The 22,906-nt window shown below is 67.1% G+C and carries 25 protein-coding genes and 1 pseudogene; 18 read left to right on the top strand and 8 right to left on the bottom strand.

Features of this window, described 5'->3' with window-relative positions; genetic code table 11:
- Positions 1 to 129: 129 nt before the first annotated feature.
- Entirely contained in the window at positions 130 to 639 is a 510-nt protein-coding gene (gene rbfA, locus QCD75_RS12415; RefSeq protein WP_301229006.1) for a 30S ribosome-binding factor RbfA, read from the top strand.
- An 81-nt stretch (positions 640 to 720) separates the two neighbouring features.
- Here rbfA and QCD75_RS12410 read toward each other — a convergent pair whose 3' ends face one another.
- Complete coding sequence (locus tag QCD75_RS12410; RefSeq protein WP_301229004.1) at positions 721 to 1,884, bottom strand: ScyD/ScyE family protein; 1,164 nt, start codon at positions 1,882 to 1,884, stop codon at positions 721 to 723.
- A 189-nt stretch (positions 1,885 to 2,073) separates the two neighbouring features.
- Between QCD75_RS12410 and QCD75_RS12405 the strand changes: the two genes are divergently transcribed.
- The 3 genes from QCD75_RS12405 (at position 2,074) to QCD75_RS12395 (ending at position 3,477) form a co-directional block, all read left to right on the top strand.
- The gene (locus tag QCD75_RS12405) at positions 2,074 to 2,559 is read left to right on the top strand and encodes a nucleoside deaminase (protein WP_301229002.1); all 486 of its coding nucleotides are present in this window, start codon (positions 2,074 to 2,076) and stop codon (positions 2,557 to 2,559) included.
- 105 nt (positions 2,560 to 2,664) lie between these two features.
- Complete coding sequence (trxA, locus tag QCD75_RS12400; protein ID WP_301229000.1) at positions 2,665 to 3,102, top strand: thioredoxin; 438 nt, start codon at positions 2,665 to 2,667, stop codon at positions 3,100 to 3,102.
- 27 nt (positions 3,103 to 3,129) lie between these two features.
- Positions 3,130 to 3,477: a CU044_2847 family protein gene (locus tag QCD75_RS12395; RefSeq protein ID WP_301228998.1), complete on the top strand. Its 348-nt coding sequence runs from the start codon at positions 3,130 to 3,132 to the stop codon at positions 3,475 to 3,477.
- 16 nt (positions 3,478 to 3,493) lie between these two features.
- Here QCD75_RS12395 and QCD75_RS12390 read toward each other — a convergent pair whose 3' ends face one another.
- Both QCD75_RS12390 and QCD75_RS12385 read right to left on the bottom strand, forming a co-directional pair.
- The gene (locus QCD75_RS12390; RefSeq protein WP_226762315.1) at positions 3,494 to 3,703 is read right to left on the bottom strand and encodes a hypothetical protein; all 210 of its coding nucleotides are present in this window, start codon (positions 3,701 to 3,703) and stop codon (positions 3,494 to 3,496) included.
- Positions 3,704 to 3,837: 134 nt separating this feature from the next.
- Complete coding sequence (locus QCD75_RS12385; protein WP_301228995.1) at positions 3,838 to 5,001, bottom strand: pyridoxal phosphate-dependent aminotransferase; 1,164 nt, start codon at positions 4,999 to 5,001, stop codon at positions 3,838 to 3,840.
- 93 nt (positions 5,002 to 5,094) lie between these two features.
- Here QCD75_RS12385 and truB point away from each other — a divergent pair, with 93 nt between their 5' ends.
- The 3 genes from truB to QCD75_RS12370 all read left to right on the top strand — a co-directional run bounded on the left by truB (position 5,095) and on the right by QCD75_RS12370 (position 6,888).
- Entirely contained in the window at positions 5,095 to 6,048 is a 954-nt protein-coding gene (gene truB, locus QCD75_RS12380; protein WP_301228993.1) for a tRNA pseudouridine(55) synthase TruB, read from the top strand.
- The gene (locus tag QCD75_RS12375; RefSeq protein ID WP_301228991.1) at positions 6,048 to 6,401 is read left to right on the top strand and encodes a hypothetical protein; all 354 of its coding nucleotides are present in this window, start codon (positions 6,048 to 6,050) and stop codon (positions 6,399 to 6,401) included. Before truB ends, QCD75_RS12375 begins: the two co-directional genes overlap by 1 nt.
- 70 nt (positions 6,402 to 6,471) lie before the next feature.
- Positions 6,472 to 6,888, top strand: a complete 417-nt coding sequence (locus QCD75_RS12370) for a hypothetical protein (protein ID WP_301229105.1) — start codon at positions 6,472 to 6,474, stop codon at positions 6,886 to 6,888.
- A gap of 5 nt (positions 6,889 to 6,893) precedes the next feature.
- On the opposite strand, the gene QCD75_RS12365 is transcribed toward QCD75_RS12370, so the two are convergent.
- Positions 6,894 to 7,520 carry an NUDIX domain-containing protein gene (locus QCD75_RS12365; protein WP_441005480.1) on the bottom strand — a complete coding sequence of 209 codons (627 nt, stop codon included), beginning with the start codon at positions 7,518 to 7,520 and terminating at the stop codon, positions 6,894 to 6,896.
- A 206-nt stretch (positions 7,521 to 7,726) separates the two neighbouring features.
- Between QCD75_RS12365 and QCD75_RS12360 the strand changes: the two genes are divergently transcribed.
- On the top strand, positions 7,727 to 9,184 hold the full coding sequence (locus QCD75_RS12360) for an FAD-dependent monooxygenase (RefSeq protein ID WP_301228989.1): 1,458 nt from the start codon (positions 7,727 to 7,729) through the stop codon (positions 9,182 to 9,184).
- A gap of 65 nt (positions 9,185 to 9,249) precedes the next feature.
- On the opposite strand, the gene QCD75_RS12355 is transcribed toward QCD75_RS12360, so the two are convergent.
- A complete protein-coding gene (locus QCD75_RS12355) occupies positions 9,250 to 10,125 on the bottom strand; it encodes a helix-turn-helix transcriptional regulator (RefSeq protein WP_301228987.1) in 876 nt (291 codons plus the stop codon).
- A 236-nt stretch (positions 10,126 to 10,361) separates the two neighbouring features.
- On the opposite strand from QCD75_RS12355, the gene QCD75_RS12350 reads away from it, so the two are divergent.
- From QCD75_RS12350 to QCD75_RS12335, 4 genes and pseudogenes are all read left to right on the top strand, one after another.
- Positions 10,362 to 11,564 (top strand): MFS transporter, encoded by a 1,203-nt coding sequence (locus QCD75_RS12350; protein WP_301228985.1) that lies wholly within the window; start codon positions 10,362 to 10,364, stop codon positions 11,562 to 11,564.
- Positions 11,565 to 11,817: 253 nt separating this feature from the next.
- Positions 11,818 to 12,162 (top strand): cyclophilin-like fold protein, encoded by a 345-nt coding sequence (locus QCD75_RS12345; RefSeq protein WP_367400654.1) that lies wholly within the window; start codon positions 11,818 to 11,820, stop codon positions 12,160 to 12,162.
- Between the two features lie 279 nt (positions 12,163 to 12,441).
- Positions 12,442 to 13,814: pseudogene (locus tag QCD75_RS12340) on the top strand (DUF222 domain-containing protein); the annotation flags it as partial.
- Positions 13,788 to 14,123 (top strand): HNH endonuclease signature motif containing protein, encoded by a 336-nt coding sequence (locus QCD75_RS12335; protein WP_367400653.1) that lies wholly within the window; start codon positions 13,788 to 13,790, stop codon positions 14,121 to 14,123. The pseudogene QCD75_RS12340 and the gene QCD75_RS12335, both read left to right, overlap by 27 nt.
- A gap of 101 nt (positions 14,124 to 14,224) precedes the next feature.
- Here QCD75_RS12335 and QCD75_RS12330 read toward each other — a convergent pair whose 3' ends face one another.
- Positions 14,225 to 14,680 (bottom strand): hypothetical protein, encoded by a 456-nt coding sequence (locus QCD75_RS12330; protein ID WP_301228979.1) that lies wholly within the window; start codon positions 14,678 to 14,680, stop codon positions 14,225 to 14,227.
- A gap of 189 nt (positions 14,681 to 14,869) precedes the next feature.
- On the opposite strand from QCD75_RS12330, the gene QCD75_RS12325 reads away from it, so the two are divergent.
- Positions 14,870 to 15,265: a hypothetical protein gene (locus QCD75_RS12325; RefSeq protein ID WP_301228977.1), complete on the top strand. Its 396-nt coding sequence runs from the start codon at positions 14,870 to 14,872 to the stop codon at positions 15,263 to 15,265.
- Between the two features lie 33 nt (positions 15,266 to 15,298).
- Here the strand turns inward: QCD75_RS12325 and QCD75_RS12320 are convergent, their stop codons facing one another.
- Together QCD75_RS12320 and QCD75_RS12315 are read right to left on the bottom strand one after the other, a co-directional pair.
- Positions 15,299 to 15,712 (bottom strand): hypothetical protein, encoded by a 414-nt coding sequence (locus QCD75_RS12320; RefSeq protein WP_301228975.1) that lies wholly within the window; start codon positions 15,710 to 15,712, stop codon positions 15,299 to 15,301.
- A gap of 129 nt (positions 15,713 to 15,841) precedes the next feature.
- Entirely contained in the window at positions 15,842 to 16,459 is a 618-nt protein-coding gene (locus QCD75_RS12315; RefSeq protein ID WP_301228973.1) for a DUF937 domain-containing protein, read from the bottom strand.
- A gap of 213 nt (positions 16,460 to 16,672) precedes the next feature.
- On the opposite strand from QCD75_RS12315, the gene QCD75_RS12310 reads away from it, so the two are divergent.
- The 5 genes from QCD75_RS12310 to QCD75_RS12290 all read left to right on the top strand — a co-directional run bounded on the left by QCD75_RS12310 (position 16,673) and on the right by QCD75_RS12290 (position 22,860).
- A complete protein-coding gene (locus QCD75_RS12310; RefSeq protein ID WP_301228971.1) occupies positions 16,673 to 17,707 on the top strand; it encodes a bifunctional riboflavin kinase/FAD synthetase in 1,035 nt (344 codons plus the stop codon).
- Positions 17,708 to 17,753: 46 nt separating this feature from the next.
- Positions 17,754 to 18,608, top strand: coding sequence for a tryptophan 2,3-dioxygenase (gene kynA / locus QCD75_RS12305; protein ID WP_301228969.1), 855 nt, complete (start codon positions 17,754 to 17,756; stop codon positions 18,606 to 18,608).
- 62 nt (positions 18,609 to 18,670) lie between these two features.
- Entirely contained in the window at positions 18,671 to 19,924 is a 1,254-nt protein-coding gene (gene kynU / locus QCD75_RS12300) for a kynureninase (RefSeq protein WP_301229099.1), read from the top strand.
- Positions 19,925 to 20,083: 159 nt separating this feature from the next.
- Entirely contained in the window at positions 20,084 to 20,353 is a 270-nt protein-coding gene (rpsO, locus tag QCD75_RS12295; protein WP_226760651.1) for a 30S ribosomal protein S15, read from the top strand.
- 248 nt (positions 20,354 to 20,601) lie between these two features.
- Positions 20,602 to 22,860, top strand: a complete 2,259-nt coding sequence (locus QCD75_RS12290; RefSeq protein ID WP_301228966.1) for a polyribonucleotide nucleotidyltransferase — start codon at positions 20,602 to 20,604, stop codon at positions 22,858 to 22,860.
- Positions 22,861 to 22,906 lie beyond the last annotated feature (46 nt).

The following is a 22,906-nucleotide window of genomic DNA, read 5'->3' as shown; positions in this document are numbered from 1 at the left end:
CCAAAGGGCCGCCGGAAGAATCCAACGGGAGTCCGTCGTAGACTCGCCTTAGGCGCGTGGAATGAAAACCCAACAGGTGTATGCCAGCCGCTAACGCGCCGTCGTACATCCAAATTTTTAGGAGTGGAAATGGCTGATCCCGCACGGGCTGCCAAGTTGGCGCAGCGGATTAAGGTTGTTGTTGCCGAGGCGCTGGGCCGGAGGGTCAAGGATCCCCGGCTTGAGGGCGTCACCGTTACCGATGCGCGTGTGACCAATGATCTTCAGCATGCCACGATCTACTACACGGTCTTCGGTGACCAGCTGGTCCAGGCCGAGGCCGCCAAAGGGCTTGAGAAGGCCAAGGGCGTGCTGCGTCAGGAAGTCGGGCGGAACATCACCGTCCGGCTGACCCCCACGCTGGAGTTCGTGGCCGACCAGATTCCGGTCAACGCCTCCAACCTGGAGGAACTGCTCCGGGCCGCGAAGAAGCGCGACGCCGAAGTGGCCGCACTCGCTGCCAGCGCCAAGCACGCCGGCGACGCGGATCCCTACAAGAGTGACATTCCGCAGGACGTGGAGCTCGACGAGGACGACTTCGATGAAGAGGACCTTGACCTCAACACCGAGGACGACGTCGACGAGGACAGCAACAAGTAGTCCAGCAACACACGACTGCAAGGACATGGCCGGCCCCCGCCAGGGGACCGGCCATGTCCGTCTGCGACCGGGGCCGTACGGTCAGCTGTGCGTGGCAGTGTCGTGCCGCCCGTCCGTGAGCCCCACGTACATGACCTGGCCGTCCGGCGGACCCTCCGGACCGGGCAGGGCGTTGACCGTGGCGTAGAGGGTGTCCCCGCGGAGGTCCACGTCGGCGGCGAAACTGGCGGCGAGCACCACCGTCTGTTCACCCGAATCCGGATCGATCCTGAGGACGCCTTCGCCGAACAGCGAGGCAACATACAGGTCGCCATGGTCGTCCAGGGCCAGCCCTGTGGGTGACATGATGTCATCCGCCACCAGCCTCACCTCCCCGTCGTCAGGGGCCACCTTGAAGACTGCCCCGCGGGGGCCGAGCGCCGGATCTTCCGGGCCGCCCGGGAGCGAGGTGACGTACAGCCAGCCGTCAGGCCCGACGGCGACATCGGTCGGGACAGCCTCGAAGTCGTAGGTCGTTCCCACGACGCAGGCCGGCAGGCCATTGGACGCGGCGGCCTCCGGGGTGACCTTGTAGGGCCGCGGCGGCAGCACAGCGACGGTCTCGGTCTTGCCGCTTCGGGCATCAACAGACACCACGCTGTTGGCCCCGGCATCGGCGACGTAGAAGGTGTGTTCCGTGACGGCAATGCCGTACGGGTGCGAATCAACTTCACCCGTGTAGCCGGCGGGCATATTTGGCGGCAGCTGGGCTTCGCAGCCGTCGGGCAGGTCACGGTAGCCGTACCGGGTCTTGCCGTCGGCGTTGTCTTCCGTTTCCAGGGCGGCGAAGTCGCCAAGAGTCCGCTGGTTCCCCTGATCGTCGATGATGCGGATGTGGCCGGCGAGTTCTGCCGGGTCAGGTCCGGCGCCCTGGCTCTCCAGCAAGTACGTCGTCCCACCCTGCTGGGCGTTGCCCGCGACGCTCCAGTCCGGGGTTTCGTAGAGGACGACCTGGTTCCCGTCGGAATCGACCCGGGTCAGCCGGCCGGCGAAGGACTCGCTCACCGTGACCGAGCCGTGACGGCCGGCGCCGACATGCAGCGGACCGACTAGCCTGCCGGTGAGCACCACGGGTGCCTTGTCTCCGGCGTCCCCGCCCGAGGCACCGCCCGGGACCGCGCCGGGGGCCCCGCCGGCAGCCGTCCCGGCCGAGAGGAACACGGCTGCGGTGGCGGCCATGGCTAGCAACGACAAACTCTTTCTCATGGTTGGCTCCCGTGACGAGTGATGAGGTATCCAGACCGTTGAGACCATTGAGACCATCGCAGGGGCGGTAAGGAAAATGCACGGCAGGCCCCTATTGCGGATATTAGGCCTTCGAGATTGCAATGTCGATGCCCTCGCGGCAAGCACGGAACTTCCCCGGCCGGCGGCCCTGCTGGCTATGATCGGACCATGGCCACCGCACCCTCGACTCCCGAAATCAACCGCTTCCTGGACCAGGCCACCCGGCTCGCCGCCGCAAATGTGGCCGCGGGCGGCGGGCCGTTCGGGGCGCTCGTCGTGACTCCCGATGGGCGGACCTATGAGGGGGTCAACCAGGTCACGCGGGACAACGACCCCACGGCCCACGCCGAAGTGGTCGCCATCCGCACCGCCGCGGCCGCGTCCGCTAATTTCGATCTCAGCGGTGCCGTGCTCTATGCCAGCTGCGAACCATGCCCGCTGTGCCTCGCTGCCGCCCTGTGGGCCCGCGTGGACCGGGTCTACTTCGCCGCGGACCGTCACGCGGCCGCAGCCGCCGGCTTCGACGACGCCCTGTTTTATGAGTACTTCGACGGGACCCGGCCGGAACTGATGCCGGTGCGCCAGACTGCCGTCCCGGCGTCGGACCTACCCTTCCAGGCCTGGCGAAGCAACCCGGACCGCATTGAATACTGAAGCCAGCGTCCAAGTGCGGGCCGGGGGTCTTTGGACTCTAGGCCGGCGCCGCGCGGGGGCGTCACATGGAACCATGACTGCGGGCACTCGGGAAGGCGGCGGACCGTGCGCTCCAACCTGATCACCTGCCCCCACTGCGGGAAGACCAACCGGATTCCGACGGCGGCCTCCGGCCACCCGCGCTGCGGCAACTGCCGCAAGGACCTGCCCTGGATTGTCGACGCCGGGGATACGGACTTCGCCGAAATCGCCGAACGGTCGTCCACTCCGGCCCTGATCGACTTCTGGGCAGCCTGGTGTGGGCCCTGCCGCATGGTCAGCCCGGTACTGGACAAGCTGGCCCAGGAGCGCGCCGGCCGGGTCAAACTCGTCAAGGTCGACGTCGACAAGTCGCCGTCGCTCTCACGGCGCTTCGACATCCAGGCCATTCCGACCATGCTGTTGATCCGGGACGGCAAGGTGGTGGCCCGGCAGGCAGGCGCTCCGCCCGCCGCGGCCCTGCGCCAATGGCTCGACGCCGCACTGGCGGCCGGCCAGCCCTGACCATCCCACCGGCGAGATGAGGAAGCAATGACCGAGATACTTCGCTACGAAGTGGGTTCCGGGACTGTGCTGGTCGAGGTCGCGGACAGCAGCTTCGGCGTCGAACGTCCCGCACGGAATGAGCAGGGGATCACGGACGCCGGACGGCGGCTGGAGGATGCCCTCGCAGCCATCCGGCCTGCGGCCAACGCGGCGGCGGAGGTCCTGAAGGAAATCGGCGCGGAGCACCTGGAACTTCAGTTCGGCGTGAAGCTGGCCGGGGACGCCGGGGCCATCATCGCGCAGAACTGCTCCGAGGCCCACTTCGTCGTCAAGCTGTCCTTCGCCCACGCGCCCACGCCGCAACTGCCTCCGGAGGACGAGATCATGCTGTGAGGCACCCTGGGTCCCGTCAGCGGCGCCTGCTCCGCGCGCCCCTCGCCCCTAGGCCACCCAGGAACGGCGATCCCACGCCCAGCAGGAAACCAAAGTCATACCAGTTGCCCGCGCGTGCCGAGTTGTAGAACGGAAACTCACTCCACTGCCCGAAGACGTGGACGATCAACACAATCCACGCCGTGAGCCCGTTCCAGATGCCCCACAATAAATCCTGCCACCACATGTCTGCCTCCCTGACCGAACCCCTCACCACCAGTCCCGGAACGCCACGCCCCGGGGCCGCACGCGGAATGCACGCGATGCGCTCAGGTTAGGTGTTGCCGTGCCGGGGCGGTAGGGGACAGGGACCCGGAATGCTCAGCTGACAGCTGGCCGGGCCGGAAGCCGGCTGAGGCCTTCCTCGAGCTCAGCCTGGCTGCTGCAGAGGGCAATCCGGATCCAGCCCTCGCCGATCGAGCCGAACGCGGTGCCCGGGGCAAAGGCCACCCCCGAATCGGCCAGGAAGCGCCGGACCCAGGAGCGGACGTCCCCGCCACTGACGTGGGACACATCGGCCCAAAGGTAGAAGGCCCCTTGTGCCGTGAGGTACGGAATGCCCCTGGATGACAGGACCGCCGAGGCGGCATCCCGGTTGGCCCGGTAGTGCGCGTGGGCGTGGCTGACGTAGTCCTGCGGGCCCGTCAGCGCAGCCAGCGCCGCGTACTGCGAGGGCGAGGCGACGCAGGAGACAATCGCCTCCATCACGTTGTTCATCCTCTGCTCCAGGCCAGGCGGGCAGATCAGCGCCCCGATCCGCAGCCCGGTCAGGCCATAGGTCTTGGAGAGCGTGAGCGAGGTGAACACGCGGGCTTCGCCCGGGACATCGCTGTCAAAGCGGGCGGGGCTCACATGGGCAACATCGTAGGTGAACGCCTCGTAGCACTCGTCGGAGATGATCCAGAGATCGTGGCGCCGGGCGAGCTCCACGAGGCTTCGGGTGAGCTCCTCGCCCAGCACGGCGCCCAGCGGGTTGGACGGCGAATTCAGGATCAGCACCTTGGTCCGCGGTGTGATGAGCTCCTCGATGTCCTGGATCCGGGGCTGGAAGTCATGCTCCGGATACAGCGGGTAGCGCACGGGGACCGCGTGCAGCAGGCTGGACGTCATCGCGAAGGTGGGGTAACCGGGATTGGGAATCAGGATTTCGTCGCCGGGGGAGAGCAGCAGGCTCATCGCGAAGTGCAGGCCCTGCTGGGCGCCGTCGACCACGTAAACGCGGTCCGCTGCCACCGGCGTCGCGTTGTGTTCCCGGAACCTGGCCGCGAAGGCCTCACGCAGGGCCGGGATGCCCGCGTTGGGGGTGTAGTTCGTTTCGTCGCGGTCCAGGCAGGCCATCCCCGCCTCGAGGATATGGCGGGGGACGGGGAAACCCGGTTCGCCGATGCTCAGCACGATCGCACCGGGAGTTCCCCAGGCGGCTTCGGTGATTTCGCGGATCTGGTTGATGGGGACATCTTTGACGTGGGCGGCAAGCTCGGGCATGTCTGCCATCCTAACCGGCGCAGCTCCCGGTGCCGGGGCCCCGGCGCAGCCCGCGGCGCCGGGGGATGCCCTCCCGCAGATATACTGGGGAGCGTGCTTTCTGGACTGGTAATAGTGGACAAGCCGCAAGGCTGGACCAGCCACGATGTGGTTGGACGGATGCGGCGGCTCGCCGGTACCCGAAAGGTCGGCCATGCCGGGACGCTGGACCCCATGGCCACGGGCGTCCTGGTGGTCGGCATCAACAAGGCCACCCGGCTGCTGACATACATCGTGGGCACCTCCAAGACCTACACGGCCACCATCCGCCTGGGTGAATCGACGGTCACCGACGACGCCGAAGGCGAGGTCACCGCCACACACAGCGCCGCCGCGGTTACCGAAGCAGCGGTCCGGTCCGGCGTCGAGGCCCTGACCGGTGAAATCGAACAGGTCCCCAGCAGCGTCAGCGCCATCAAGGTCAACGGGGAACGCGCCTACGCTCGGGTCCGGTCCGGCGAGGAGGTCACGCTGGCCGCCCGCCCGGTCACCATCCACCGTTTCGAGGTCCACGGGATCCGTCCGGTGCGCGACGGCGAGGCGCTCGACGTCGACGTCACGGTCGAATGCTCCTCCGGCACCTACATCCGGGCCCTCGCCCGCGACCTCGGCACTGCGCTCGGCGTCGGCGGCCACCTGACGGCGCTCCGCCGCACCCAGGTGGGCCCCTACACGCTGGACCAGGCCCACACCCTTGAAGAGCTCGCCGAAGAGCTGGACGTGCTGGAAATGTCCCAGGCCGCCCGGGCCCTCATGTCCAACCGTGAACTCAGCGACGAGGAAACCACCGAGATTTCGTTCGGCCGCAGAATCGCCGCAGGTGTGGCCGCCGGGACTCCCGGCGCGGCCACGCCGGAGCAGCCGGCCGCGGCCTTCGCCCCCGACGGGACCCTCGTGGCCCTGCTCGCTGACAAGGGAAGCTACGCCAAGCCGGTGCTGGTCTTCGCGCCGGACAATGAGAAGCACCCGCCAAAGCAGCCGACGGCTGAACAGCAGGCCGGGCAGTAGTGGACGCGTACTTCTACATCATCCTGGTGGTCGGCCTGGTCTCAAGCCTTATCTGCCTGACAGCCGGCATCCTCAAGAAGGCCCCGAACGACACGACCATCCTCTCGGTCGCCGCCGTCGAACTGTCCCTGCTGGTGTACCTGGCCGGTTCGATCATCCGGGTCGCGGGCGGGGAACACATCGCCGGGGAGCCGTGGGAATTCTGGGGCTACCTGTTGACCGCCCTGCTGCTGCCGGTCGGCGCTGTGTACTGGGCGATCCTGGAACGCACCCGCTGGAGCAACTTCGTGCTGGCCGCCGTCGGCGTCACCGCCCTGGTGATGGCGGCCCGAATGAATCAGATTTGGTACTGACGTGGAAGAGGCAAAGAACGTGACAGCGAAACCTTCGCACGAGGACACTGGAACTACGCCAGGCCCAGGAGTGGCCCCGGCGGCGAAAGATACTCGCAACACCGGCCCCGGCCGGCTCCTGATCGCGGTCTACGCTGTCTTTGCCATTTCGGCGACGGCCCGGGCGGGATACCAGATCCTGACCAAGTTCTCCGAAGCCCCCTTGGCCTACCTGCTGTCGGCGTTCGCCGCCGTCGTCTACCTGGTGGCGACAGTGTCCCTCGCGAAGCCCGGCCGGACCTGGTTCAAGGTGTCCGTTGTGGCGGTGCTCGTGGAACTGGTGGGCGTGCTGGTGGTCGGGGCGCTTAGTGTGTTCGACTCGGTCAACTTCCCGCATGAGACGGTGTGGTCCCTGTTTGGCCGCGGGTATGCTTTCATCCCGCTGCTGTTGCCGATCCTGGGCCTCATCTGGCTGTACCGCCGCCGTCCCGCGCCGAAGCAGGCCTGAGCTTCCTACCTCTGGGTGCCGGGTCCGGCATCGGCGCCGCTGTCCGTTCCGGCGTCGAGCCCCACAAGCCTGCGCCGGAGGACCGGCCAGGCCGCTCCGAATCCGGGATGTAGCTCTTTGTCGCCGACGAGTTCGACCGGCACCCACTGCAGTTCCAGGCTTTCCGGGTCGCTAATCTCCGGTTCGAACGCTTCCACCACCTCGACGACGACGGTGGTGTACGTCCAGTAGCCAACGTCGAACACCGAGGTGAACAGTACCCGGATGTTCTCCGGTGGGACGGCAGCTTCTTCCTTGGCCTCGCGCAAAGCCCCGTGGACCGCTTCTTCGCCCTGGTGGAGGGCTCCGCCCGGCAGGCCCCAGGTGCCGCCCTGGTCGCTCCAGAGGGCGCGGTGCTGGAGCAGGACGCCCTTGGCCGGGTCGTGAACCAGCAGCCCGGCCGAGCCGAAGCGCCCCCAGAACCGTCCACGGTCGCCGTTCACCCAGGCGTCCCCGGGATCGCGGGGGCCGAGAGGGCGTCGCAGTTCGAACGGGAGCTCGGTGGAGTGTGCAGCTGCGGGAGGTGCTTCTTCGGTGGGCCGTGCGTTGTGGGGGAGTGCCGGGCTGGAGGTCGGGGCAACAGGGCTGTCCATGCCCCCAGTTTCCCATGGCAATGCCCGTGCCGGCCGGAGTATGACATTCGCAGGGCCAGACGGGACCCGAAACCTGAGTGTGTCCCGCCACTTCCAATTTATCGCGCGCATGGGGGCTTGCGGCAAGGCCCCCGCCATGGCTCAAACTGGCTCGGACGTGCCCGGAACCGGTGCACGGAAAGGGCGTGGAGGGGCAGGGGGTTGTGATGGTTGATGTGATCGTTGCCGGAGGCGGTCCGACTGGGATGATGCTGGCCGCTGAGCTGACGCTGGCGGGGGTGGATGCGGCGATTGTGGAGCGACGCCCGACGCCGGAGCTGGTGGGCTCGCGTGCGGGCGGGTTCCACTCGCGGACGATCGAAATCTTTGATCAGCGCGGGATTGCCGGCCGGTTCCTCGCCGAGGGCAAGCCCGTCCAGGCGGCGTTCTTCGGGAACACGACGCTGGACGTGAGCGACTTTCCTACCCGGCACCCTTACACGCTCGGCCTGTGGCAGAACCGTATTGAGCAAATTCTGGCTGGCTGGATCGAGGAGCTGGGTGTGCCGGTCCATCGGGGGCTCGAGGTGGCCGGCTTCGCCCAGGACGGCAGCGGGGTCGACGTGCATCTCGCCGACGGCGGCCCGTTGCGCGCGCTGTACCTGGTCGGCGCCGACGGCGGGCGAAGTGCTGTCCGCAAGGCAGCCGGCATCGGGTTCCCCGGCTGGGATGCGACGAGGAGCAGCCTGATCGCCGAAGTGGAGGTGACCGAGGAGACGCCAGCGGGCATCCGCATCGACGAGGTGGGGATCCACGGGCTGCATCTGATGGAGGACGGGCGAACCACGCGGGTGGTCGTGACCGAGAAGCAACTTGGACCGGCGACTGAGCCCACCCTGGCTGACCTCCGCGAGGCGCTGACCCGGATCTACAATACCGATTTTGGGGTCCACAGTCCGACATGGATCTCGCGGTTCACCGACACCACGCGGCAGGCCTCGGCTTACCGCAGCGGCCGCGTGCTGCTGGCCGGGGACGCCGCGCACATCCATGCTCCTTCGGGCGGGCAGGGGATCGGGCTCGGCATCCAGGACGCCGTGAACCTCGGCTGGAAGCTCGCCCAGGTGGTCAAGGGCATTGCCCCGGACAGCCTGCTGGACACCTATCACGCCGAGCGGCACCCGGCCGGGGCCCGCGCGCTGAAGCACACGATGGCGCAGTCACTCATGCAGCGGGCCGACCCGCGCGTCGGCGCGTTGGCCGACACGGTGGCCGAACTGCTGACGATCGATGAGGCCCGGAAGCGGCTGGGCGGGCTCATTTCGGGCCTGGACGTCCGCTACGACCTCGGTGAGGGGCACCCGTTGCTCGGGCGCCGCATGCCCGATCTCGACGTCGTCACAGCCAACGGCCCGCTGCGCGTGTTCACCCTCCTGCACGGTGCCCGTGCGGTACTGCTCAACCTCGGCGCGCCGGGCACCATCGACCCGGGTTCGTGGGCGGATCGGGTGCAGTTGGTGAACGCCACCTACGACGGCGGGTGGGAGCTTCCGGTGATTGGTTCAGTCAGCGCTCCTGCCGCCGTGTTGATCCGGCCCGACGGGCATGTGGCGTGGACGGGAGACGGAACCCAGCCGCGGCCGGAGGATGCGCTGGCCAGATGGTTCGGGCCCGCGCGGCATTAGACCGTCGTCGTCGAGGACGATAGGACGCGACGCCGGCCGCGACGCGCGGATCCCGTTGATATTCCTTAACGGGGCGCGGCCGCTATGGATCCAGTAGCTGCCCAGCTGGCGAGCAGCCGCAGTCGCCCAGCGCTGGGCGAGCCGGGTTCGGCGGTGTAGATCATGAGGACGAACCCTGGGTCGGCAGTGATGATGAGTTCTTCGTAGGCGAGAGTGAGTTCGCCGACGACGGGGTGGTTGAATCGTTTTGTGCCGGACCCGTGGGTCCGGACATCGTGCGCGCCCCACAGCTGCCGGAATACCTCGCTGCGCGTGGACAGCTCACCGACGAGGTCATGGAGCCCTTTGTCATTGGGGTCACGGCCGGCTTCGGCCCGCATGATCGCGACGCACATCTGAGCGAAGAGCTCCCAGTCAGGATAAAAATCGCGGGATGCAGGGTCGAGGAACTGGAACCGGGCCAGGTTGGGAGTGCGGCCGCCGGCGCCGATGAGCGGCGAATAGAAGGCCCGGCCAAGCTCATTCGTGGCAAGGAGGTCCTGGTGTTGATCGCGCACGAAGGCAACGCCCTCGGTGATGGTGCTGAGCACCCAGTGGAGACTGGGTCGACTCATGACGTTTTTCACGGATCGCCGGCGGGGGCGCCCGGAGAGCGGAATACCGTCGGCCGCACGGGCAAGGTCGAAGAGGTGGGTCCGTTCCGTGTCATCGAGGAGAAGGGCACGGGCGATGGCATCGAGCACGGATGAGGAGGCTCCGCCGATAGCACCACGTTCGAGCTTGGCGTAGTACTCGACGCTGACGTCTGCGAGTGCCGCAACTTCCGTGCGGCGAAGCCCGGCAACGCGTCTGTTCGGCCCGGCGGGAAGGCCGGCCTGTTCGGGGGTGACCTTCGCGCGGCGCGACACCAGGAACTCCCGTACCTCGGCTTTGTTGTCCATGCCACGAGAATACGTCCTTGAGAACTTCGTTGGGGTGCCGTGCTGGTACACCCCTTGATAGAGACTCCTCCCCGGGATAGTTCGCGTGTTGACTGGGTAAGGACTTGACAGCGGTATGACCCTGACGAGGATATCGACGCCCTGACCACACCCGCCTCGACAAGGTTTCGCATGTGCGCCGGACCGTTCCCGACCAGTAAGTAGCCCGCGCGGCCCAGTTGCGGGCAAGGAGAATAATGAACACGACCACCCTTCCGGCGCCAGTACCGGTAGCTATTGAGAAAGCGAAACGGCTGCCGCTCGCCACTCTGGCCGCTCTGGCGGTCATCGGCTTCGTCCTCGTCGCGATGGAGACCATGCCGGCCGGCCTGCTGCCCGTTATCGCCACCGGGATGGGGACCAGCGAGGGCACCGTCGGGCTGTTCGTCAGCGCCTACGCCCTCGGCACGGTGCTTATCACGATCCCCGCCATCACCCTTACCCGGGGCATGCGCCGCAAGCCGCTGCTCCTCGGCGCGATCCTTGGCCTCATCCTGGCCAACAGCACCACCGCCCTCTCGAGCGATGTGACCCTGTCGCTGGTGTCGCGTTTTGTCGCCGGCGCGTTCTCGGGAATCATCTGGGGGATGCTGGCCGCCTACGGCCGGAAGATCAGCCCACCCTCGCATGCAGGGCTGTCCTTGTCGATCGTCTCTGTCGGGGCACCCGTCGGATTCGCTCTCGGCACACCCCTGGGGTCCTGGCTCGGAACGACATTCGACTGGCGGTGGGCTTTCGCCGGACTCACCGCGGTGGCCGTAGCCGCCGGTGTGTTCATCGCCGCGATCGCGCCGGACGCCGAAGGGCAGCCCGGAGCCTCCCGGCTTCCCCTGGCCCGGGTCTTCCGCATCCCCGGCATCGCCGTGATCCTGGCCGTCATCTTCACCTGGATGCTAGCCCACAACACCATCTACACCTACATTGCACCGTACCTGCGGGCCACCAGCAGCAGCCTCAGCGTCGACGTCGAACTCTTCATCTTCGGGATCGCCTCGATCGCCGGAATCGTCATCACCGGCGCGCTCCTGGACCGCCACCCCCGCCCGTTGCTGCACGGAAGCGCCGCCCTGTTCATCGCGGCCGCGGTGGTACTCCTGGCGGGCCACACATCGTCCCCGGCGATCATCGCCGCGACCGTGCTGTGGGGGATCACGTTCGGCGGGGTGGCCGCCCAGCTCCAATCGGCCCTCACCACCACCGGGGGCGCGGACTCCGACGTCGCGAACTCGTTCCTGCCGGTGGCGTTCAACCTCGCCATCTTCACCGCCGGCATCCTCGGCGCCGCCCTGCTGACGAATTTCAGCGGCCTGGTACTTGCGGTCGTGATGATCGTCGCCGGCCTGGCCGCGCTCATGCTGACCCTCTGCGGACGCCGCACCGCGTTCCCCGCCCGCCTCTAGCGGCGGCGGCCGTCCCCGGCAGACTTTGCCCGCCCACAATCCCCGGAAACGATCCCCATGAACACCCGCATGCGTTTCACTGACAAAGTGGCCTGGTGCATGAAACACCAGATCCGGCTCAGGATCTCAGCCTTCGCCGTCGGGCACACGCTCGTCGTCGACGGCGGACAGCCGGTCGGCGAATGAGCAACCGTTTCGCAGCCAATAAAGCCCTGCGACTGCCACCCGGACACCAACGTCAGCGACCACGCCGATTGTCATCGAGCTCGACGGTCGCGAGATAGCAGGAGAACTCGACAATAGCCCCACGTCAGCGTCGCTACTGGCCCAGCTTCCCCTCATGCTGTCGTTCCGGGACCATGGCGGCCAGGAAAAGATCTCCGAACTTCCGGCCCCACTGGACCTCGACGGCGCACCAAAGGGAAGTGACGCCGCGCCGCCGACGATCGGGTACTACGCCCCCGAGCGAAGCCTCGTCCTTTACTACCATCAGGTCGGACGCTTCGCCGGGATCGTGCCCATCGGCACCTACCAAAACAGCGACGCTGTTAGAAACCAGATCGACGGATTCACCGTCACCATCCGTAAAGCCGGCTGACCCCGCACAGCTGGCCTGATTCTTCCCACCGCCCGGCCACCACTCATCTGGAGATAGCAACAAAAGCCACCTACAAGTTCCGCCCCGGCGACGTCCGCATCGTTGACGCCCCCCGACCCTGTCCTCAAAGGTGACGACACGCAAATAAGCGGCCGGCGCCGCGGAGGATTAAGGTGACGTGGGAAAGTTCGATGAGCCGACCCTGTGGAGGCCGGACAGCCGACGGACGACAGTGCCCCCGGCCCCGAAAATGTCGCAGCCTCGTGGTGGAATTTGTCTATGGAAGCCAGCGACGATTTCCTCCCGGTCCAGGCCACCCGGCCTCGCGCCGGAATCCTCACTGGAATTCCCCGGCTGACGCCCGCACCACACGGGCCGGAAGACGCGGACCGGGCTCTGGATGCGGCGCTTGCAGTGCTGCGCTCTTCAAACGGGACGGCATCAACCGATTCAACGCTGTACGGAGTGACCGAAGCCTCGGACTTCGCCGGCCGCGTGGAGGAGTTGTCCCGCATGGTCGACTACCTGCAGCTGGTGGCTGCGGCGGCGGTCGACCGGACCCGAAGCGATGCGGCAGCTGGAGCGAAGACTGCAGCCGCGAAGTTTGGGTCCAATGCCCCTGCCGGCTGGTTGACCGGCTGGAACGTTGAGTCGAGCGCGCCGGCCGGTCTCCCGTCGGATTGCACTGGGAAGGAGCCGGGAGCCGCGGAACTTTCGCCGGGATGGGTTGATGACGGGTACCGGAACACCGCGGAGTTCCTGCGGGCGCGGCTGAGGATCAGCGCCGCGGAAGCCCGACGCCGGCTGGCCCTGGCCGCAGAAATTCTGCCGTCCACAGGCATGGCGGGCCAGCCACTGCCGGCCGCAAAAGAAAAACTCGCGGCCGCCGTCGCCTCCGGGGACGTCGCGTCGCGGGCAGCGACTATCATCAGCATTTCCCTGGACCGGGTCCGGCATGCGTGTCCACCTGGGGCAGCAGCCCGGATGGAGCAGGCCCTCACCCTGACTGCGGTCGAGAACGACCAGGATTTCCTGACCAGGATTGCCAGGCGCTGGACGGATGCCTTGGACCAGGACGGCGAGGAACCCAGCGAGCAGGAATTGCGCCAGCGCCAGGGGGCTTTCATCCGGCAGGCACGCCGTGGACTGCATCACGTGGAAATCTTCGCCACGACAGACCAGTTCGAACACTTGGTCACCGTCATGAGCATTGCCACGAACCCGCGGACCGGCGCTGCAACACCGCCCGACGCCGGTACGGAGGGTACCGGTAATACCGGGTCCGATGCCGCCGTCGACGGCATTGCGGATGCCGCCGACGGCGACGCGGAGGACACCGCTGCGGCAGCGCGGCTGGACCAGCGCACCCGGCCGCAGCGGCTCCTCGACGGCCTCGTCGGAGCGTGCAAAGCGGCCCTCGCTGCCGGAACCTCCCCGCCGCAGGAGGGCTGCGCCCGCAGGTGATGGTCACCATAGACTATCGTGACCTGCTGGAACGGCTCGGCGGCGCCGACGCGGGGACACCCGGTCCGAAGTCCAATGCAGGGACTCTGATGTTTACCGGCCCCGTCACCGCCTCGACCGTGCGCAAGATCGCGTGCGACGCCGACATCATCCCCATCCTGCTGGGAAGCCAGGGCCGTATCCTCGACATCGGCCGCACCTCGCGGGTTTTCCCGCCGCATATCCGCAAAGCCATCACGGCGCGGGACCGGGGCTGTGCCTTTCCCCAGTGCACCATTCCGGCGCCCTGGTGCGAGGCCCACCACATCAACTACTGGTCACGTGGCGGGAGCACCGGAACCGGCAATGGAGCTTTGCTTTGCCCCCATCACCACGGCTTGATCCACAAGGAGCAGTGGACCGTCCAGCTCAGGGGCGGCGTTCCCTGGTTTACGCCGCCACCGCATCTCGATCCGCGCCGGGTGCCGCGACGAAACCGCTACTTCCGGCTCGAATGAGCCCGACACTGGCATCTTGAGCGAGGCTGGGCCGCCGGGATCCATCGATCCTCGGATAAGCGGTCCTGTTCGCGAGGGGGAGTCCGCGCGCTCAACCCGGACTAGCGGAACTGCGCAAAGACGCGCAACGGTTCCCGGCGGAAATCGGAGCCCTCGGTGTCCTGCAGGTAACAGATGGTCGCGTCGTCGGAGATCGCGCGGGCCAAGCCAACCAACCCGCCGTCGGCACTCCGGGCGGTGACGACGAACGAGGAACCGCGGAGGGCGGCGGCGAGTACCTCGGGTTCCCGGGTATAGGCGGTCCGGCCCACTGACTCGTAGAGCGCCAGCACCTCGGCGTCGGAATCTGGAGGGCCCGCGAGGACGGTGAACTCTGGCATGGGAACAGTGCCGCACGTGGCCTTGTGCCCGGCCACGGACGGGCCACCGGGCTGCCCGAGTTCTCCGCGGACGACGACATTGGCTGGCTTCCCGGATGGCAGCAGCGCACCGTCGGGGATCAACGGGACATCGCGGCCGGGATTGCTGCCCCGGCTCTTCGTCCAGGACTCGATCATCCGGTGGCATTTCCGCTCGTTCGCACGGAAGCGCGCGGTGATGCGCAGCCTCCAGACCGACCCGGGACGCCGGCCACAATCCTGTTCCGCCGTCCCCGGGAGCTAAGCGCCTGGCTCGCGCAGCTGCCCCCACGTCCTCGCGGGCCGAAAGCCTCTGAATCGACGGCGGACCGCGGCTACGCTGGAGGCATGGCTGGACTCGAGGCTCCTCGGGAGCTGCGGAAGGCTGAACGCGCTTCCCTGCTGCGCGCCGTGAAGGCATTCCACACCTTTGCCTGGTTCACGATTGAGGCCTGCATGGTCTACGTGCTGTATGCCGGTGCTCGCGGCCGCACCGACCGGCGGGTGGGACTGGCCGCCGGCGTCGTGACCGCTGAAACCCTGGTCTTTGCCGCCAACGGCTTTCACTGCCCGCTCACCGCCGTGGCCAAGGACCTGGGTGACGAGACAGGCTCCGTCACCGATATCTACCTGCCGCGATGGTTCGCGAAGAACCTCCCCGGCATCCACGTTCCCCTGATCCTGGCCGCCGTCCTGCTGCACTGGCGGAACCACCGTGCAGCAGGACGGCAAACGGGCGGTTGAGCAGCGGCATTGTGCCGGGCGGAGGAGGCGGCGCTAGCGCAGTGGGTTGCCGTTGAGGTCGACGCGGAAGTTTTCGATCATCGTGTTGGTCGCCGTGTCGATGATGACCACGGACTCTGCCGGCCAGGACGGGTCGGGAACCACCGTGTAGGGCACATCCGCGAGCCTGGTGGGCCGCCCGGCGTCGTTGATCTTGCGGCTGAAGGCGTCGACCACCGTGTTCGTCCTCGTATTGATGGCCACCGTTTCCTGGGGGAGTCCCGCGGTGCTGCCGCTGGCCGGTGTGGCGTTCCACCAGCCGTCGTAGCCGCCCGCCGCCGGTTCCGACGACGCCGGTGCGGACGCCGCTGACGATGCTGCTGTGTCCGTCGCCGGTATTCCGGGGTTCCCGGCTGCTTCCGCTGCGCCGCCGCAGGCGCTCAACGACGTCCCCGCAGCGAGAATCAAACAAACGGTGGCAAGGCGTGGCGCTTTGGCCGCGAAGTCCAAGATGATGTCCCCCAACATTGTCTCCGGCCGGCGGTCTCCGGCGCGGTTGGGATGACCCTACCAGCACCGATACTCCATGGCCCGGGCCTACTGTTTGCCGAACAGACCGCCCAGGATTCCGCCCAGTCCGCCGGTGACGCCCATCCCACCGCCGGCACCCGCGCCGCCGGCAGCACCGCCAAGGAACCCGCCCAGAATTCCGCCGAGGTCAATGCCGCCGGCCTGTCCGGACCCGCCCGCGCCGCCTGCGCTGCCGGCCCCGGAGGACTGTCCGCGCCCCCCGAGGACCTTGTTGGCAAGGTAGGACATGACAATCGGGGCCAGGATCGGCAGCAGCTTCTTGACCAGGTCCCCACCCACGCCACCGAGTTGCGGGGTCCCGGCCAGCTGGCTGGCCACCTGGTCCTGCTGCCCGCCGAAGACGTGGCTCACGATCTTCTCACCATCCGCGGTGTCCACCTGCGAGACATCGACGCCGCCCTCCATCAGCCCGTCCCGGTGCTGGCTGAGCGCAGACTCCAGCGCCGCCGCGCCGCCGGAAGCCTGCGCGTTGTTGTGCATGCCGGCCGGCAGCGTGGGTACGGCGGCCTCCACCGCAGCCTGCGCCGTCTGCCGGTCGGTGCCGAGCATTCCGGTAATCTGGTCTACCGGGATCTGGCTCAGTCTGTCTCGGAGCTCGGTCGTGTGGTGCTCCTTCAGCCGCACTCAGTGCAGCCCTCGCTGGAAACGGCGCCCGCACAGACACCGCCGGGCTGTTGCCCTTGCATCGTAGTCCGGGCCCCCGGAACGGGAAAGGACACCGCCCGGGGCAGGGCAGCGCCGTCGGAAGCCCGCGGCGTTTGCGGGTAATCTAGGAGAGTTCCGGAGCCGGCAGGTGTCTCCGGAGGAGCACATGGCAGGAAGCAAAAGGCGAGGTTGATGGTCCATATCTGGAACGATCCGTCCGAAGTCCCGGCGGACTTTGGTCCCTCCGTCGTTACCTTCGGCAATTTCGACGGTGTGCACCGCGGCCATCAGCAGGTGCTCTCGCAGCTCATCCGCGTCGCCCGCCTGAACCACGCCCGGGCCGTCGCCATCACCTTCGACCCGCATCCCGCGCAGGTCCACCGGCCCGAATCCGCCCCTGAGCTGATCATGGGCTTGGAAGACAAGTTGGTGGCGCTCGGTGAGCTGGGCCTCGACGCCGTGCTCGTGATGAAGTACTCCCTTGAGCTTGCCAGCCTCACCCCCGAAGAATTCGTCGCCGACGTCCTGGTCGGCAGCCTGAAGGCGAGCCACGTGGTGATCGGCCACGACGCCAGGTTCGGCCGGAACAACTCCGGAGACCTGGAGACCATGGAGGAACTCGGCAGGAAGCTCGGCTTCGAGGTGCTGGTCATCAGCGAGTTCGGCTCGGAGGGCTTTCCGCTGCACGGCGAAGTACACAGTGATGTGGACGATGACGGCGACGGCGGCATGCACGACGGCGACGACGGCAAGGACCGCCGCTGCTCCTCCACCTGGGTGCGCGAGGCACTGCGGGAGGGCGACGTCGCCACCGCGGCGGCCGTCCTGGGAAGGTCGCACCGGATGCGTGGTGAGGTGGTCCACGGCGCCGCGCGTGGCCGCGACCTCGGCTTCCCGACCGCCAACCTCGCCTCCGACGCGAGCGGCTACATCCCCGCGGACGGCATCTACGCCGGCTGGCTCGTGGACCAGGCCGGCACGCGCTGGCCCGCCGCCATTTCCGTCGGCTCCAACCCCACCTTCGACGGCGTCAGCCGGCAGGTCGAGGCGCACGTGATCGACCGGCCGGACGAGGCCGTCGAGGACTTCGATCTGTACGGCCAGACAGTAGTGGTCGAATTTGTCGCCCGGCTCCGGGGAATGGTGGCGTACCGTGGCCCTGAAGCGTTGGTGGAGCAGATGCGCCTGGACGTGGTCCAGGCCCACAACATTCTGTACGCGCGCTGACCGCTGCGCCGAACCGGTGCGCCATTGCGCAAGGAAGGCAAGAGACGTGACGATAGAGAAAAATACCAGGGAGCTGGACAAGGATATTGTCCGGGACTTCAGCTCAAAGATGAGCTACGCGTCCTACCTGCAGCTGCCGACGCTCCTGAGCGCCCAGCAGCCGGTCAGCGCCCCGGAGCACCACGACGAGATGCTGTTCATCATCCAGCACCAGACCACCGAACTGTGGCTCAAACTGGTCCTGCACGAGCTCCGCAGCGCCGCCGCGTGGCTGCGCTCCGATGATCTCGGCTCGGCGTTGAAGGCGATCGCCCGGGTCAAGCACATCCAGAAAACCCTGACTGAGCAGTGGTCCGTGCTGGCCACGCTCACGCCGACCGAGTACTCGCAGTTCCGCGGCTTCCTGGGCAACTCCTCCGGATTCCAGTCCAGCCAGTACCGCGCGGTCGAGTTCCTGCTCGGCAACAAAAACCGCAAGATGCTGCCGGTGTTCGAATCCGATCCCGAGGCGCACGCGATGCTGCTGGAGATTCTCGAGTCCCCGAGCATCTACGACGACTTCCTTGCCTACCTCAAGCGGCAGGGTTTCGACGTTCCCGCCTCGCTGCTGGAGCGGGATGTCACCCGGGCGCATGAGTTCTGCGCCGAGCTCGTCCCGGTCTTCAAGTACATCTACGAGAACGCGGCGGACAACTGGGGCGCCTACGAGGCCTGCGAGGAACTCGTGGACCTGGAGGACAACTTCCAGCTCTGGCGCTTCCGGCACCTGCGCACGGTGCAGCGCACTATCGGCATGAAGTCCGGCACCGGCGGCTCCAGCGGCGCGGCCTTCCTGCAGAAGGCGCTGGAACTGACGTTCTTCCCGGAGCTGTTCGCCGTCCGGACGGAGATCGGCCAGTGAGCGCCCTTCAGCCGGAAACGGCGGGGCCTGCGGCACAGGCTACCGCCGGCAAGGACACAGCGCTGTTGCAGCGTGCCCGCGACCTGGACGCCGCCGACCCGCTGGCCGCCTACCGCGGCCACTTCATCGGAACAGACACGGACCTGTCCTACCTGGACGGCAACTCCCTGGGCCGCCCGCTCAAGCGCACGGTCACGGACATCAGCAGCTTCATCCAGGACAGCTGGGGCGGCCGGCTGATCCGCGGCTGGGACGAGGAGTGGCTGGAACTCCCGCAGTCCATTGGTGACCAGCTCGGCCGCGCCGTGCTCGGCGCCGGTCCGGGGCAGACCATCATCGCCGACTCCACCACGGTGGTCCTGTACAAGTTGATCCGGGCTGCGCTGGCCGCGGTCACCGACCCGGCACGCACCGAAATCGTGCTGGACACGGACAATTTCCCCACCGACCGCTACCTCGTCGAGGGCATCGCCCGCGAAGAAGGACTGACGCTGCGCTGGATCGAAGCCGATCCCTCGTCCGGCGTGACCGTCGAGCAGGTGCGCGCCGCCACCGGCCCGGCCACCGCCGTCGTGGTCCTGAGCCAGATCGCCTACCGCTCCGGGTTCCTCGCGGACCTGCCGGGCATCACCGCTGCCGTGCACGACGCCGGCGCGCTGGTGGTGTGGGACCTGTGCCATTCCGCCGGTTCGGTGGAGATCGCGCTGGACGCCGCCGGCGTCGACTTCGCCGCCGGCTGCACCTACAAGTACCTCAACGGGGGACCGGGCTCGCCAGCCTTCGCCTACGTCAACGCCCGGCACCTGCCGGGACTGCAGCAGCCGATCTGGGGCTGGATGGGACGCAAGGACGCTTTCGAAATGGGGCCCGGCTATGAGGCCGCCGCCGGAATCCGCGGCTTCCTCAGCGGCACCCCGGCGATCTTCGGGATGCTCGCCATGCGCGGCACCCTGGACCTGCTCGAGGAGGTGGGCATGGCCGCCGTCCGGGAGAAGTCCCGGCTGCTGACCGGGTTCGCCATCGAACTCCACGATGCCTGGCTCGCCCCGGCGGGGGTTGAACTCTCGACGCCGCGGGACCCGGAGCTGCGCGGCAGCCACATTACGGTGGACCACCCGGCGTTCCGGGAGATGACCGCGGCGCTCTGGGAGCAGGACGTCATTCCGGATTTCCGGGCGCCGCAGGGCATCCGGATCGGGCTGTCCCCGCTGAGCACTTCCTTCACCGAGCTCTACCGCGGCGTGGCCGCCATCCGCGAACGGCTGGCGGGGGACCCCTCCGGACAGCCCCGGGACCAGCCGTTTCGACAAGATTAGCGGCGTGCCGGTAAACTAAACGTTGGATCCGGCTGCAGTCCGTGGCGGCTGGTTCTTGTTGTGTACGGGAAACTCCCTCTTCGGAGGCGGGATACCGGCGCGGCACCCCCGGCAGTGAGTTACTGATTCGGGCCTCACGGCACATCTCTAGGAGTTATCGTGGCACTTGAAGCCGCTGTAAAGCAGTCCATCATCAAGGATTTCGCAACGTCCGAGGGTGACACCGGTTCGCCGGAGGTCCAGGTTGCAGTCCTGACTCAGCGGATCAAGGATCTCACTGAGCACATGAAGGTGCACAAGCACGATTACCACACCCAGCGCGGTCTGCTGGCCATGGTCGGTCGTCGCAAGCGCATGCTGACCTACCTCAAGAACACTGACATCACCCGCTACCGTGCGCTCATCGAGCGTCTCGGCCTGCGCCGCTAGTCAGCTTTAGGGGGCGGCCCCTTCCGCGACGGAAAGGGCCGCCCTTCTTCAAACAAAACTCAACAGGAGGATCAACCGCATCACGCATTCGCGGTCTTCGGTAGTGATCTCCGGGAACGGCTTCAAGGGATGAAGCCCAGGCCCGTGGGTCTCGATCGATGACCGGGTGCAGTGCAGTCCAGCAGACAGATGCTGGGCTGGGTTGATGCGGCTGGACTCCGTGAACCATGAAACGGAGGTGACTCTCTATGGAGGGTCCCGAAATCCAGTTCTCAGAAGCAGTCATTGACAATGGCCGTTTCGGCAAGCGTGTAATCCGCTTTGAAACCGGCCGCCTTGCCAAGCAGGCAGCCGGCGCAGCGATGGTCTACCTCGACGAAGAGACCGCACTGCTGTCCGCCACCACCGCCGGAAAGCACCCGCGTGAAGGATTCGACTTCTTCCCGCTGACCGTCGACGTCGAAGAGCGTATGTACGCCGCCGGCCGCATCCCGGGCTCGTTCTTCCGCCGTGAAGGCCGTCCCTCCACGGAAGCCATCCTGGCCTGCCGCCTGATGGACCGCCCGCTGCGCCCCGCCTTCGTCAAGGGCCTGCGCAACGAGGTCCAGATCGTTGTGACCGTACTGTCCATCAACCCGGACGAGCTCTACGACGTCGTAGCGATCAACGCTTCCTCGATGTCCACCCAGCTTTCCGGCCTGCCCTTCTCCGGCCCGATCGGCGGCGTCCGCGTCGCCCTCATCGCCGACGAGCACGGCTCGCAGTGGGTTGCGTTCCCGAAGCACTCCCAGCTTGAGAACGCCGTCTTCAACATGGTCGTTGCCGGCCGCGTCAAGGGCGACGACGTCGCCATCATGATGGTTGAAGCCGAAGCCACCGACAACTCCTGGAACCTCATCAAGGAACAGGGCGCCACCGCCCCGACCGAAGAGGTCGTTTCGGAGGGCCTCGAGGCCGCCAAGCCGTTCATCAAGGCCCTCTGCGACGCCCAGTCGGACCTGGCGGCCCGCGCCGCCAAGCCGACCGTCGAGTTCCCGGTCTTCCTGGACTACCAGGACGACGTCTACGCCGCTGTGGAGTCCGCTGCCGCCGAGAAGCTGGCCGCTGTCTTCCAGATCGCCGACAAGCAGGAACGCGACACCGCATCGGATGCGCTCAAGGACGAGGTCACCTCTTCCCTGGCCGGCCAGTTCGAAGGCCGCGAGAAGGAGCTGTCCGCAGCCTTTCGCTCCGTCACCAAACACGTTGTGCGCCAGCGCATCCTCACGGACCAGATCCGCATCGACGGCCGTGGCCTGACGGACATCCGCCAGCTCACCGCCGAGGTTGAAGTTCTGCCCCGCGTCCACGGCTCTGCCATCTTCGAACGCGGCGAGACCCAGATCATGGGTGTCACCACGCTGAACATGCTCAAGATGGAACAGCAGATCGACTCGCTGTCTCCCGTGACGCGCAAGCGCTACATGCACAACTACAACTTCCCGCCGTACTCCACCGGCGAGACAGGCCGCGTTGGTTCCCCGAAGCGCCGCGAAATCGGCCACGGTGCCCTCGCTGAGCGCGCCATCATGCCGGTGCTGCCGTCCCGCGAGGAATTCCCCTACGCCATCCGCCAGGTGTCTGAGGCTCTCAGCTCCAACGGTTCGACGTCGATGGGTTCCGTCTGCGCCTCCACGCTGTCCCTGCTCAACGCAGGTGTGCCGCTGAAGGCCGCTGTTGCCGGTATCGCCATGGGCCTGGTCTCCGACCAGGTTGACGGCCAGACCCGCTACGCCGCCCTGACCGATATCCTCGGCGCCGAAGATGCCTTCGGTGACATGGACTTTAAGGTCGCCGGTACCGCTGAGTTCGTCACGGCCATCCAGCTGGACACGAAGCTCGACGGCATCCCGGCCTCCGTCCTGGCAGCCGCCCTGAAGCAGGCCCGCGAAGCCCGCCTGCACATCCTGGACGTCCTCAACTCCGCGATCGACACCCCGGACGAGCTCTCCGAGTTCGCGCCGCGCGTCATCGCGGTCAAGATCCCGGTAGACAAGATCGGCGAGGTCATCGGCCCGAAGGGCAAGATGATCAACCAGATCCAGGAAGACACCGGAGCCGACATCTCGATCGAGGACGACGGAACGGTCTACATCGGCGCCACGAACGGCCCGTCTGCCGACGCAGCACGGTCCGCGATCAACGCCATCGCCAACCCGCAGATCCCGGAAATCGGCGAGCGCTACCTGGGCACGGTCGTCAAGACCACCACCTTCGGCGCCTTCGTTTCCCTGACTCCGGGCAAGGACGGTCTGCTGCACATCTCCGAGCTGCGGAAGATCGCCGGCGGCAAGCGCGTGGACAACGTCGATGACGTCGTCTCCGTCGGCCAGAAGATCCAGGTGGAAATCACCAAGATCGATGACCGCGGCAAGCTCTCCCTGTCTCCCGTTGTGGCTGACGAAGCAGGGACTGGGAACTCAGAGAACCCCGACAACGCCGAGGCCTCCCTGGAGTCCGCAGAGTAGTCTTTGCTGTTCCAAGCAGCGGGGCCGGTGGATCATCCACCGGCCC

It is taken from the genome of Arthrobacter sp. PsM3 (assembly GCF_030433895.1).
Lineage (GTDB): Bacteria > Actinomycetota > Actinomycetes > Actinomycetales > Micrococcaceae > Arthrobacter.
The sequence above is the reverse complement of the archived record's forward strand: the minus strand, read 5'-3'. Positions and strand labels throughout refer to the sequence as shown.